Origin of the sequence: Herbiconiux dendrobii (genome assembly GCF_052048175.1) — a bacterium.
Lineage (GTDB): Bacteria > Actinomycetota > Actinomycetes > Actinomycetales > Microbacteriaceae > Herbiconiux.
Genome location: NZ_JBLZQV010000001.1, coordinates 134,984 through 147,704 on the forward strand (window position 1 = coordinate 134,984; position 12,721 = coordinate 147,704).

General features: G+C 70.4%; 10 protein-coding genes. 7 read left to right on the forward strand and 3 right to left on the reverse strand.

What is annotated here, in order from left to right:
* Positions 1-15 precede the first annotated feature (15 nt).
* Genes ACN4JJ_RS00630 through ACN4JJ_RS00640 form a run of 3 tightly spaced genes read right to left on the reverse strand, consistent with a single transcriptional unit; the run spans position 16 to position 2,044 of the window.
* Positions 16-1,032 (reverse strand): magnesium and cobalt transport protein CorA, encoded by a 1,017-nt coding sequence (locus ACN4JJ_RS00630; protein ID WP_440707970.1) that lies wholly within the window; start codon positions 1,030-1,032, stop codon positions 16-18.
* Between the two features lie 17 nt (positions 1,033-1,049).
* Positions 1,050-1,568 carry a hypothetical protein gene (locus ACN4JJ_RS00635; protein WP_440707971.1) on the reverse strand — a complete coding sequence of 173 codons (519 nt, stop codon included), beginning with the start codon at positions 1,566-1,568 and terminating at the stop codon, positions 1,050-1,052.
* 2 nt (positions 1,569-1,570) lie between these two features.
* Positions 1,571-2,044 (reverse strand): hypothetical protein, encoded by a 474-nt coding sequence (locus tag ACN4JJ_RS00640; protein WP_440707972.1) that lies wholly within the window; start codon positions 2,042-2,044, stop codon positions 1,571-1,573.
* A 343-nt stretch (positions 2,045-2,387) separates the two neighbouring features.
* Between ACN4JJ_RS00640 and ACN4JJ_RS00645 the strand changes: the two genes are divergently transcribed.
* From ACN4JJ_RS00645 to ACN4JJ_RS00675, 7 genes are all read left to right on the forward strand, one after another.
* Positions 2,388-2,477: a potassium-transporting ATPase subunit F gene (locus ACN4JJ_RS00645; protein ID WP_137836632.1), complete on the forward strand. Its 90-nt coding sequence runs from the start codon at positions 2,388-2,390 to the stop codon at positions 2,475-2,477.
* A 1-nt stretch (position 2,478) separates the two neighbouring features.
* On the forward strand, positions 2,479-4,152 hold the full coding sequence (gene kdpA / locus ACN4JJ_RS00650; protein WP_440707973.1) for a potassium-transporting ATPase subunit KdpA: 1,674 nt from the start codon (positions 2,479-2,481) through the stop codon (positions 4,150-4,152).
* Complete coding sequence (gene kdpB, locus ACN4JJ_RS00655) at positions 4,152-6,311, forward strand: potassium-transporting ATPase subunit KdpB (protein ID WP_440707974.1); 2,160 nt, start codon at positions 4,152-4,154, stop codon at positions 6,309-6,311. The genes kdpA and kdpB overlap by 1 nt, the downstream gene beginning before the upstream one ends.
* A 39-nt stretch (positions 6,312-6,350) precedes the next feature.
* Positions 6,351-6,953, forward strand: coding sequence for a potassium-transporting ATPase subunit KdpC (kdpC, locus tag ACN4JJ_RS00660; RefSeq protein WP_440707975.1), 603 nt, complete (start codon positions 6,351-6,353; stop codon positions 6,951-6,953).
* A gap of 28 nt (positions 6,954-6,981) precedes the next feature.
* On the forward strand, positions 6,982-9,474 hold the full coding sequence (locus ACN4JJ_RS00665; RefSeq protein WP_440707976.1) for a DUF4118 domain-containing protein: 2,493 nt from the start codon (positions 6,982-6,984) through the stop codon (positions 9,472-9,474).
* Entirely contained in the window at positions 9,471-10,166 is a 696-nt protein-coding gene (locus tag ACN4JJ_RS00670; RefSeq protein ID WP_440707977.1) for a response regulator, read from the forward strand. Before ACN4JJ_RS00665 ends, ACN4JJ_RS00670 begins: the two co-directional genes overlap by 4 nt.
* A 167-nt stretch (positions 10,167-10,333) precedes the next feature.
* Positions 10,334-12,682, forward strand: a complete 2,349-nt coding sequence (locus ACN4JJ_RS00675; RefSeq protein ID WP_440707978.1) for a cell wall-binding repeat-containing protein — start codon at positions 10,334-10,336, stop codon at positions 12,680-12,682.
* Positions 12,683-12,721: the final 39 nt, after the last annotated feature.

Consider the following 12,721-nt stretch of genomic DNA (forward strand, 5'->3'; position numbering starts at 1 on the left):
GCCGCCGAGCGCGCGTCAGAGCCACCGTTTGCGCTTGAAGACGACGTACAGCACGCCGCCCATCGCCAGCATGCCGAGCACGGCGAGGGGATAGCCGAATGGCCAGTGCAGCTCGGGCATGACGTCGAAGTTCATCCCGTAGATCGTGCCGATCAGGGTGGGTGCGAACAGGATGGCCGCCCACGAGGAGATCTTCTTGATCTCCTCGTTCTGGGCCAGTCCGGTCTCGGTGAGCCGGCGGGTCTCCTCGTTCTGCTGCTGCGTGACGAGGGTGGAGTGCACGGTGAGCGCGTTCTCCAGCAGCGACCGGAAGCCGTCGGCCTTGTCGACCGTGCGCAGCACGTGGTCCATGACGTCGCGCAACGAGCGCTGCAACTCCAGGTCGACCCGGTACTTCTCAGATCCTTTCAGCAGCCGGTCCAGCATCTGTGGCAGCGGCCCGATGGCGCGCTGGAAGCTGATCACCTCCCGCAGCAGCTCGTAGATGCGCCGGGACACCTCGGGGGCGTTGCCGAACAGCTGGTCCTGGATCTCGTCGATGTCGTTCTCGAGCCCCGCGATCACCGGCTCGTAGCCGTCGACCACCTCGTCGAGGATCGTGTAGAGCACCGCCTCCGGACCGAGACGCAGCAGCTCCGGTTCCCCTTCCATCCGGTGCCGCACCGCGCGCAGGTCGGGGTTCTCGGCGTGCCGCACGGTCACCACGAAGCCGGGGCCGACGAACACGTGCACCTCGCCGAACTCGACCGTCTCGGTGGCGTCGAGGTAGCGGGCGGGCCGGATGACCACGAAGAGGGTGTCGCCGAACCGCTCGAGCTTCGCCCGCTGGTGGCCTGTGAGGGCGTCCTCGACGGCGAGCGGATGCAGTCCGAACTCGTCCGCCACCGAACGCAGCTCCTCGGGGCGGGGGCGGTACAGACCGATCCAGGCCATCCCGTCGCGCTCGCGGAGCAGTTCGTAGGTCTCGTCGAGAGAGTACGGACTCCCGGTGCGGTGTCCGTCGACGTAGATGGCGTTGTCGATGATGGCCATGGGTGCTCCTTGTGAGGTCAGTACAGCCGCTCCGGGTGCTGTGGGCGGCGGCGGATGTCGTGCAGGGCGACCGGCCGGGAGATCACGAAGGCGACGAGGTCGCCCGCGTGCACGTCGACGGGCAGGATGCACTGCACGTCGCCGTAGCGCCGGCACGGCCGCGCCACGAAGAGCGCGTCCTGCGCGCAGGACTCCCGGCCGATCAGCCGGAACGTGCTCTCCAGTGGTTCGCAGCCGTCGAGCTCGGCGTCGACCCAGAGGTCGTAGCCGTAGCCGTCGCCCTCGGGCCCGACGGTCACCGCCTCCACCGCGGTCACGACGATCGCGCAGTGCCGTTCGCCCGCGGCCGCCGACCAGGAGTGCGCGGCCGATTCCGAGACGCGGGTGCAGGGGGTGCCGACGGCGCGGGCGAGGCCCGTCATCGACTCGCCGGCGATCGTCACGTCGTCACGCGTGACCGCAGCGGCCCGAGGCCACAGCGCGAGATCCGGGTGCTCGATGTGGTGGCGCCGGTACCAGTTCAGGGTGTGGATCATGCTCACGACGCCACCGCCGCGCGCAGCTGCCGGCAGCAGACCGATCCGGCGCAGGGAACCGCCACGAGGTCGCCCACGGCGAGATCCTCGGGCAGCGTCACGGTGACGCCGCCGATCTCGAACGCGCGGGTTCGTCTGGTCGACGCCCGCCCGATCATCCGCACCTCCTCGAGGTGGGCGGGGACCGCACCGAGATCGGCGTCCAGCGTCAGCGCACCGGAGCGATCCCGAGCGGTGACGCGGGCGACGACGACGGAGGCCTGCTCCCGGTCGGACGGCCAGCCGTGGGTGCCCGGGATGACGGCGGCGGCGATGTGCACGCACGGGGTGTCGCAGATCCCGACCAGGCGGAGCATCGAGACGCCGGAGACGACGACGTCGGTGGTGGTCGGGTGGGTCCACTCGGGCCACCGGTCGATGGCGAGGGGGTCGGGGATCGAGGCCCGGAGGGTGGGGAGGATGCTGGTGAGAGTCACGAATGAAGGTCTACGCCGGTCGCGGGGGCGAAAGGCGACTCCTAACGGAATACGAGCGGTCACGCCCCGAATCCTGACGGGAATCCTCCTCCCGGGGGCTCGCCGGCCGGGTGCGCGACAGGATCCCGTATGGGTTTCCGCCGTTCCCGGCCCCCCGGCGTCAGGAACTCGTTAGGACCGCCGATCGGGGCCGATCGGGCGAGCATGATCGTCCTCCGTACCCTCGCGCCCACTCCGGGTGCCTGTCGGATGGAGAAACCACAGTGCTCGACGTCGTCTACATCGTCGCGATCCTCGCCGTCTTCGGCGTGGTCGCTCTGGTCGCCTGGGGGGTCGGGAAGCTGTGATCGTTCTCGAACTCGTCGCCGCGGTACTCGGGGTGGCCGGCGTGGCCTACCTGATCGTCGCCCTCGTGAAGCCGGAGAAGTTCTGACATGGAAGCGTGGCTTCTGGTCGCCCAGCTGGCGACCCTCGCGATCATCCTCGCGGTGATCCACCGCCCCTTGGGCGACTACATGGCGTGGACCTTCACCTCCGCCAAAGACCTCAAGGTCGAACGCGGCCTCTACCGTGTCGTCGGCGTCGATTCCGCCGGCGAGCAGACCTGGGGCGCCTACCTGCGCGGTGTGCTCGCCTTCTCGCTCATCGGCGTGCTGTTCGTCTACGCCCTGCAGCGGCTGCAGGCGGTGCTGCCCTACTCGCTGGGCCTGCCGGCCGTTCCCGAAGGGCTCTCGTTCAACACGGCGGTCTCGTTCGTGACGAACACGAACTGGCAGTCGTACTCGCCCGAAGTGACCATGGGCTACACCGTGCAGATCGCCGGTCTCGCGGTGCAGAACTTCGTCTCGGCCGGTGTGGGCATCGCTGTCGCCGTCGCCCTCATCCGCGGGTTCTCCCGCCGCAGCACGGGCACGCTCGGCAACTTCTGGGTCGACCTGACCCGCGCCACATTCCGCATCCTGCTGCCGCTCGCGGTGATCTCGAGCATCGTGCTGATCGCGGGAGGCGTGATCCAGAACGTCAACGGCTTCACCGAGGTGACGTCGCTGACCGGCGGCACCGCGACCGTTCCCGGCGGGCCGGTGGCTTCCCAGGAGGCCATCAAGATGCTCGGCACGAACGGGGGCGGCTTCTTCAATGTGAACTCGGCGCATCCGTTCGAGAACCCCACCCCGTGGACGAACCTGTTCGAGATCGTGCTGATGCTCGCCATCCCGTTCTCCCTTCCCCGCACCTTCGGCAAGATGGTCGGCGACACCCGCCAGGGCTTCGCGATCCTCGCCGCGATGGGCACGCTGTTCCTCGTCTCGCTCGCCGCGCTGACCACGTTCGAGATCATCGGATCCGGCACCGGCCCGCAGCTCGCCGGCGGGGCCATGGAGGGCAAGGAGCAGAGGTTCGGCATCGCCGCGTCGACGCTGTTCGCCACCACCTCCACGATCACCTCGACGGGTGCCGTGAACTCGATGCACGACAGCTTCACCTCGCTCGGCGGCATGATGACGCTGTTCAACATGATGCTCGGCGAGATCGCCCCCGGCGGAGTCGGATCGGGTCTCTACGGCATGCTGATCATCGCGATCATCACCGTGTTCATCGCGGGCCTCCTGGTCGGCCGCACCCCGGAGTACCTGGGCAAGAAGCTCGGCCCGCGCGAGATCAAGCTGGCGAGCCTCTACATCCTGGCCACGCCCACGATCGTGCTGGTCGGCACCGCGCTCAGCTTCGCGATCCCGGCCATCCGGGAGGACGTCGAGGGCACCTCGATCTGGAACCCGGGCCTGCACGGCTTCACCGAGGTGCTCTACGCGTTCACCTCGGCCGGCAACAACAACGGATCGGCGTTCGCCGGCATCACCGCCAACACCCCGTGGTTCAACACCGCGCTCGGCGTGGCGATGCTGCTCGGCCGCTTCGTGCCGATCGTGTTCGTGCTCGCCCTGGCCGGCTCGCTGGCCGCGCAGAGCAAGGTGCCCACAACCGCCGGCACCCTGCCCACCCACCGCCCGCAGTTCGTGGGCCTCCTCGTCGGCGTCGTGCTCATCGTCGTCGCTCTCACCTACTTCCCCGTGCTCGCACTCGGACCGCTCGCCGAAGGGCTTCAGTAATGTCCACGCTCACCCCGACCAGCTCACCCGAGCCGTCAACCCGACCCGCCACCACGGAGCCTGTGCCCGGCGCGCGCACCTTCAGCCTCGCTCAACTGGCGAAGGGCCTGCCCGGTGCCGTGCGCAAGCTCGACCCGCGCGAGATGTGGCACAACCCCGTCATGTTCCTCGTGGAGGTGGGCGCGGCCCTCACCACGGTGATCGCCATCGCCCAGCCCTTCCTGCCCGCCGAGACCGGGCCGCAGGCCACCTCGCTGGCGTTCACCTGGGCCATCGCCGTGTGGCTCTGGCTCACCGTGCTGTTCGCGAACCTCGCGGAGTCGGTGGCCGAAGGCCGCGGCAAGGCGCAGGCCGCCACCCTCCGTGCCACCCGCACCAGCACGATGGCCGCCCGCGTGGTGAGCTACGACGCGGCGGGCGACCCGGCGGCGTCGAAGGCCGGCACCACCGCCGTGGCATCCGCTGATCTGAAACTCGGCGACGTGGTGGTGGTCGTGGCCGGCGAGCTCGTTCCCGGCGACGGCGACATCATCGACGGCATCGCCTCCATCGACGAGTCGGCCATCACCGGTGAGTCCGCGCCCGTGGTGCGGGAATCCGGCGGCGACCGCAGCGCCGTCACCGGCGGAACGCGGGTGCTCTCCGACCGCGTCGTGGTGAAGATCACCTCGAAGCCGGGGGAGACCTTCGTCGACCGCATGATCCGCCTCGTCGAGGGCGCGTCGCGCCAGAAGACGCCGAACGAGATCGCGCTCAACATCCTGCTCGCGAGCCTGTCGATCATCTTCCTGATCGTCGTGCTCACCCTCGGCCCCATCGCCGGGTATTCGGATGCCGCGCCCTCGATCGCCGTGATGGTCGCCCTGCTGGTGTGCCTCATCCCCACCACCATCGGCGCGCTGCTCTCGGCCATCGGCATCGCCGGCATGGACCGGCTGGTGCAGCGCAACGTGCTGGCGATGTCGGGCCGCGCGGTCGAGGCCGCCGGCGACGTGACCACCCTGCTGATGGACAAGACGGGCACGATCACCTACGGCAACCGCCGCGCCTCCGAGTTCCGCGCCCTGACCGGCGTCGACGGCATCGCCCTCCGCGACGCGGCCGCCCTGTCGTCGCTCTCCGACCCCACGCCCGAAGGCAAGTCGATCGTCGACCTGGCTGAACAGCAGGGGTTCCGCCGGCCGTCGACGGTCGACGGCGAGATCGTTCCCTTCACCGCGCAGACCCGGATGAGCGGGATCGACTTCGCCGACGGCCGCCAGATCCGCAAGGGCGCCGGCTCGGCCGTCACCGCCTGGGCGCGCGAGAGCGGCACGGCGGGCAGCTCGCTGTTCGACGAGCTGCAGGAGCAGACCGACGCGATCGCCGGGCTGGGCGGCACCCCGCTCGTCGTGGCGACACGCGAGAAGGGGCAGCCGGCCCAGCTCCTCGGGGTCGTCTACCTCAAGGACATCGTGAAGGAGGGCATGGCCTCCCGCTTCGCCGAGCTGCGCTCGATGGGCATCCGCACCGTCATGATCACGGGCGACAACCCGCTCACCGCGAAGGCCATCGCCGAGGAGGCCGGTGTCGACGACTACCTCGCCGAGGCCACCCCCGAGGACAAGCTCGCGCTGATCAAGAAGGAGCAGGAGGGCGGGCGGCTGGTCGCCATGACCGGCGACGGCACCAACGACGCCCCGGCCCTGGCCCAGGCGGATGTCGGCGTGGCGATGAACACGGGCACCTCGGCCGCGAAGGAGGCCGGCAACATGGTCGACCTCGACTCCGACCCCACGAAGCTCATCGACATCGTGGCGATCGGCAAGCAGCTGCTCATCACCCGCGGAGCCCTGACGACGTTCTCGATCGCGAACGACGTGGCGAAGTACTTCGCCATCATCCCGGCCATGTTCGCCGCGGTGTTCCCGGGTCTCGGCCTGCTCAACATCATGGGCCTGCACTCGCCGTCGTCGGCCATCCTCTCGGCCGTGATCTTCAACGCGCTGGTGATCGTGGTACTCATCCCGCTCGCCCTGCGGGGTGTGAAGTACCGTCCGATGTCGGCCTCGCGCATCCTCAGCCGCAACATCCTCATCTACGGCCTCGGCGGGGTGATCGCGCCCTTCGTGGGCATCAAGATCATCGACCTCCTCGTCAGCCTCATCCCCGGCTTCTAGACCAGACAGACCAGACCAGGTCAGAACAGGACAACGCACATGGCTACCAATCGCGGGTTCGCCCGCCCCTACTGGGTCGCGATCCGCTACATGATCGTCGTCACGGTCGTGCTCGGCATCGCCTACCCCGTCGCGATCCTCGGCATCGGTCAGCTCGCGCTGCCGGCCCAGGCCAACGGCTCGATCGTGACCGTCGACGGCGAGCCGGTCGGCTCGTCGCTGATCGGCCAGTCGTTCACCGACGACGACGGCACCGCCTTGCCCGGGTGGTTCCAGTCGCGCCCCTCCGCGGCCGGCTACGACGGCGGCGCCTCGGTGGGCTCGAACTACGGGCCCGAGAACGAGGACTTCCTCGCCGAGATCCAGGCCCGCCAGGCAGCGATCGCCGAGAGCGACGGGGTGGCCGAGAACGACATCCCGGTCGACGCGCTCACCACCTCCGGCTCCGGGCTCGACCCGCACATCAGCCCCGAGTACGCCTACGAGCAGGTCGCCCGGGTGGCGGATGCCCGCGGCCTCGACGAGAGCGAGGTGACCGGCCTCGTCGACGCCTTCGTGCAGGGCCGCGACCTCGGCTACCTCGGCGAGCCGACCGTCAACGTGCTGCAGCTGAACGTCGCGCTCGCGCAGCTCGGCAGCTGATGGCGCGGCGATCCGCCCGGGAGGCGCGATGAAGCAGGGGCGGCTCCGGGTACTGCTCGGGGCCGCCCCGGGCGTGGGCAAGACCTACGCCATGCTCGAGGAGGGCCGGCGGCTGCGCTCGCAGGGCAAGGACGTGGTCGTGGCGGTGGTGGAGACCCACGGCCGCACGGCCACCAGGGCGATGACGCTGGGCTTCGAGATCGTGCCCCGCACCCGCGTCTCGCATCGCGGCGTGGAGCTGGAGGAGATGGACCTCGACGCCGTGATCGCCCGGGCGCCCCAGGTGGCCCTGGTCGACGAGCTCGCCCACACCAACGCTCCGGGGCTCGCGCACGAGAAGCGCTGGCGCGACGTCGAGACCCTGCTCGACGCGGGCATCGACGTGATCTCGACGGTGAACATCCAGCACATCGAGTCGCTGAACGACGTCGTGCAGCAGATCACCGGGGTGCCCCAGCGCGAGACGATCCCGGATGCGGTGCTGCGCGAGGCCGACCAGATCGAGGTCGTCGACCTGGCTCCGCAAGCCCTGCGCGACCGCCTCTCCGAGGGCGTCGTCTATCCCGAGGCACGGATTGACGCGGCGCTGTCGAACTACTTCCGGCTCGGCAACCTCACCGCCCTCCGCGAACTCGCCCTGCTCTGGCTGGCCGACGAGGTCGACTCGTCCCTGCAGAAGTACCGCACCGAGCACGGCATCGGGCAGAAGTGGGAGGCCCGGGAGCGGGTGGTGGTCGCCCTCACCGGCGGACCGGAGGGCGAGACCCTGCTGCGGCGCGGCTCGCGCATCGCCGCCCGCTCGGCCGGCGGTCAGTTGCTCGCCGTGCACGTCACCAGTCAGGACGGGCTCCGCCAGGCGGCCCCCGGTGCCCTCGACGCGCAGCGCTCGCTCGTGGAGAGCCTCGGCGGCAGCTTCCATCAGGTGGTCGGCAGCGACATCCCGCAGGCGCTCGTGCAGTTCGCCAAAGCCTCCAACGCCAGCCAGCTGGTGATCGGGGTGAGCCGCCGCAGCCGCCTGGCCGCTGCGACGGGCCCGGGCATCGGAGCCACGGTCATCCGCGAGTCGGGCGACATCGACGTGCACATCGTCAACCACGCCGCGGCCGGCGGCTCGCGGCTCTCCCTTCCGCACCCGCACGGCTCGCTCACCGTGCGGCGCCGCATGTACGCCTTCGTGCTCGCGCTCGCCGGCGGGCCGCTGCTCACCTGGCTGCTGGCGTCGTTCCGCAACGAGGACTCGATCACCTCCGACGTGCTCAGCTATCAGCTGCTCGTGGTGGTCGTCGCCCTGGTCGGCGGCATCTGGCCGGCCCTGTTCGCCGCGGTGCTCAGCGGCATCACCCTCGACTTCTTCTTCGTCGATCCGCTCTACACCGTCACCGTCGACGAGCCGCTGCACCTGCTCGCCCTGTTCCTCTACGTGCTGATCGCGGTGCTGGTGAGCATCGTCGTCGACCAGGCCGCCCGCCGCAGCCGGGCCGCCCGGCGCTCCGCGGCGGAGTCCGAGCTGATCGTCGGCGTGGCCGGCGAGGTGCTGCGCGGGCAGGACGCCTTCCAGGCGTTCGTGACCCGCACCCGGGAGGCCTTCGGGCTCACGGGCGTGCGCATCCTGATCGGCGATCGCGTGCTCGCCTCCGACGGCGAGCCCGCGGGCGACGACTCCCTCGACCGGGTGCCGATCAACGACGAGGCCGTGCTCGAGCTGCACGGCCGCGCCCTGCAGGGCTCCGACAGGCGGCTGCTCGGCGTGATCGTGCTGCAGCTCGCGAACGCGCTGGAGCACGCCGACCTCGAGGAGACCGCCCGCGAGATGGCGCCGCTGGCCGCAGCCGACAAGGTGCGCAGCGCACTGCTCGCCGCCGTCGGGCACGACCTGCGCCGCCCGCTGGCCGCCGCCACCGCCGCGGTGACCGGGCTGCACGCCTCGGGCCCGCAGCTCTCCGCCGACGACCGCGAGGAACTGCTCGACACCGCCGAGACCGCGCTCAAGCAGCTCACCGACCTGCTGACCAACCTGCTCGACGTCAGTCGCGTGCAGGCCGGGGCCCTCGCGGTGGCGCTGGAGAGCGTCGACCTGGTCGACCTCGTGCCGGCGACGCTGGAAGAGCTGGGGGTGGGGCCCGAGGCCGTCGACCTCGAGATCCCGGCCGGGCTGCCGCAGCTCGAGGCCGACCCGGTGCTGCTGGAACGGGTGCTGGTGAACCTGCTCTCCAACGCGCTGAAGTACTCGCCGGCCGACCAGAAGGTGGTGATCGCCGCATCCGCGTTCCACGACAGGGTGCAGATCAGGATCATCGACCGCGGGATGGGCGTGCCGGACGACCGGCGGGAAGACATCTTCGTGCCGTTCCAGCGCCTGGGCGACACCGACAACACCACGGGCCTCGGCCTCGGCCTCGCCCTCTCGAAAGGATTCGTCGAAGGGATGAACGGAACGCTCGAGTTCGAGGAGACCCCTCTCGGCGGGTCGACGATGGTGGTCACCCTGAGCGCGGTCTCCTCGGGGTCGGTCGGCGCGTGAGGATCCTGATCGCCGACGACGACCCGCAGATCCTGCGGGCCCTGCGGGTGACCCTCGGCTCGCAGGGGCACGAGGTCATCACGGCCACCGACGGCCGGGAGACCATCGCCGCGGCGTCGAAGACCCCGCCCGAGCTGCTCATCCTCGACCTCGGCATGCCGCACCTCGACGGGCTCGACGTCATCCGCACGGTGCGGGCCTGGTCGTCGCTGCCGATCCTCGTGGTGTCCGGGCGAACGGATGCCGCCGACAAGGTCGACGCCCTCGATGCCGGCGCCGACGACTACGTCACCAAGCCCTTCGCCATCGACGAGCTGCTCGCCCGGGTGCGCGCGCTCACCCGGCGCACGCCCACGACGCTCAACCGGCCGGTCGTCACGCTCAGCGGGGTGACGATCGACCTGGTGTCGCACGTCGTCAGCCGGGAAGGCCGGCGGGGTGCCATCCGGCTCACGCCGACGGAGTGGAAGATCCTCGAACTGCTCGCGCGCAACCCGCACCGGCTGCTCACCCACGCCGACCTCTTCACCGAGATCTGGGGCACCCCCAACGTGCACGAGACCGGTTACCTGCGGCTGTACATCGGCCAGCTCCGCAAGAAGCTCGAGCCCGATCCGTCGCGACCCGTGCACATCCTCACCGAGACCGGGATGGGCTACCGATTCGAGCCCGACCCGAGCGCGGATCCCTGACGCCGGAGAGGCCGTCCCGCGGTGCGTGTGCGCTGTCCCGCGGTGCGTGTGCGCTGTCCCGCGGTGCGTATGATGGAGCCGATCCGAGCCGGGGGACTCGCGCGTCGATGCCGACATCGCCTCCGGATGGCGACGTCCGCTCTCGGCCCGATCGAGAGGCACGACCGATGTCCCTCCGTGTCCGCCGCGCCGGCCTCCTCGGCACGCTCACCGCCTTCGCCCTCGTGGGCGCCTCCCTCGCGGCCACGCCCATCGCGGCCGGCGCCACCGGCACGGTCCCCACCGCCGCCGCCGAGGCCGGCGATCCCACGCCGGTCATGCCCGACGAGCGGGTCGTGATGGGGCAGTACCCGACGTCGGACTTCACCGCGCAGGCAGCCGAGGTGGCACCCGATCTCGCCCAGGCGATCGCCGCCGACACCGGGGGAACCCCGGAGGACTACCTCGCCAATGCCGCCGCGGCGGCCGATGCGGTCAGCGTCGTCGACGCGCTCACGGGGGAGGGCGTCGACGTGCTCGGATCCCGGCTCGACGGCACCTCGCTGATCGTGAACGTGGCCTCCGAGAGCGATGTCGCGGCCGTCGAAGCGGCGAACGCCACGGCCGAGATCGGTGCGCCCGAGACACCCGACTTCTCCTCCTACGACGTGTCGCTGCAGAAAGACCTCGTGGGCGGCCAGGCCTACGCCTTCACCCAGGGCAGCGGCCGGTACTCCTGCTCGGTGGGCTTCAACGGCACCGACGTCTCGACCGGCAAGCCCGCCTTCCTCACGGCGGGCCACTGCTACCCCACCAGCGGGGTGCTGAGCGAGCTCGTCCAGCCCCGCCCCGACGCGGTCTCCTCGACGGGCATCACCCTGGGCTCCCAACTGGCCGGTGCGCTCAACTTCGGCGACGGTTTCGACGCGAACCTCATCTCCACGGCGTCGGGCTGGACCCCTCGCCCGCAGGTGGGCACCTGGGGCGGCAACGCCGGGGCAGTCGGCTCGGGAGTCTCCACGGTGCGCGACTACTCCCGGGCGATCGAGGGTCAGGTGATCTGCAAGTCGGGCCGCACCTCGGGCTGGACCTGCGGTCACGTGCTCGCCGTCGACTACCTGGCCGACGTGGAGGGCACCCAGATCAACTCGTACGTCTCCGACATGTGCAGCCTGCACGGCGACAGTGGCGGCGCCGTGGTCTCGGGCCCCAACGCCATCGGCCTGGTGTCGTTCGGCAGCTACCAGAACTGCTCCGAGACCGATCAGATCTCCGGCACCTTCCCGATCTCCTCCAGCCGGCAGAACGTCATCTCCCGGCTGTCGATGTGGGAGATCGCCGTGCAGGCGTCCGCCCCCGTCATCACCGCACCGACCCCCGGGGCGCCGCTCTATCAGGGCCAGAGCCTCCGGGGAACGCTTCCCTACGGATCCACCCACTTCACGGTCCAGGGCTGGCTCGATGGGGCGCCCGTCTTCATCCCGGTCAACCCCGACGGCACCTGGTCGCTCGACCTGCAGAACAAGGCAGTCGGCGAGCACACCTACCGACTGCACGCCGCCTTCGGTTCCGGCAGCTCGGTGTCGACGGAGATCACGGGCGGCTTCACCATCGCCGCGAAGCCCACCGTCGATCGTATCCAGGGCGCCGATCGCTTCGATGTCGCCGTGGCGGTCGCCGAGCGCGAATTCCCGGGAGCCACGACGGCCCCGGTCGTCTACGTCGCCACCGGGCTCACCTACCCCGACGCGCTGAGCGCCGGCCCTGCCGCGGCGAAGGAGGGCGGGCCGCTGCTGCTGGTGACCAAGGACGACGTCCCGACCGCCGCGGCCGAGAAGATCGCGCGGCTGAACCCCGGCCGCATCATCGTGGTCGGCGGCCCGAACTCGGTCTCCGAAGCGGTCGTCACCACACTCGAGTCCCTGGTTCCCGGGGTCGACGTGCAGCGCCGCAGCGGCGCGGACCGCTACGAGGCCGGACGTGCCGTGGTCGCGGGCGCGTTCGGCTCGGTGGCGCACGCCTACGCGGCGACGGGATCGACCTTCCCGGATGCGCTCTCCGCAGGCGGGGCGGCGGGGTCGGAGCGCGTACCGGTCGTCCTGGTCAACGGAGGTGCGGCCACCGTCAGCACGCCCACGCTCGATCTGTTCCGCACGATGGGCACCGACTCCATCACGGTCGTCGGCGGTGTGAACTCGGTGCGTCCGGAGGTGGTCACCTCGTTGGGGACGGTGCCGGCCGCGGTGAACCGTATCGACGGGGCAGACCGGTTTCAGGCCTCCATCAATCTGAACGCCTTCGCGTTCCAGTCCGCGTCCACGGCCTATCTCGCCACCGGGTACAACTTCCCTGATGCTTTGGCCGGCGGCGTCCTGGCCGGGATGTCGGACGCCCCTCTCTACGTCGTCCCCACCGAGTGCGTGCCGACCGGCGTGCTCGCCGAATTCACCCGTCTCGGCGTGAAGGACGTGGTGCTGCTCGGCGGTCCGAACTCCCTTTCGCCGGCGGTCGCGAACCTCACCGCCTGTTCGTTCTGACCGGGTCGGCGCCGATCCGGCGGCCCGTGTCGCACGGAT

Bases quoted from the DNA above. Each gene is read 5' to 3' on its own strand.
- ACN4JJ_RS00630 (WP_440707970.1), bottom strand. From the start codon at position 1,032: ATGGCCATCATCGACAACGCCATCTACGTCGACGGACACCGCACCGGG.
- ACN4JJ_RS00635 (WP_440707971.1), bottom strand. From the start codon at position 1,568: ATGATCCACACCCTGAACTGGTACCGGCGCCACCACATCGAGCACCCG.
- kdpA (WP_440707973.1), top strand. From the start codon at position 2,479: ATGGAAGCGTGGCTTCTGGTCGCCCAGCTGGCGACCCTCGCGATCATC.
- kdpB (WP_440707974.1), top strand. From the start codon at position 4,152: ATGTCCACGCTCACCCCGACCAGCTCACCCGAGCCGTCAACCCGACCC.
- kdpC (WP_440707975.1), top strand. From the start codon at position 6,351: ATGGCTACCAATCGCGGGTTCGCCCGCCCCTACTGGGTCGCGATCCGC.
- ACN4JJ_RS00665 (WP_440707976.1), top strand. From the start codon at position 6,982: ATGAAGCAGGGGCGGCTCCGGGTACTGCTCGGGGCCGCCCCGGGCGTG.
- ACN4JJ_RS00675 (WP_440707978.1), top strand. From the start codon at position 10,334: ATGTCCCTCCGTGTCCGCCGCGCCGGCCTCCTCGGCACGCTCACCGCC.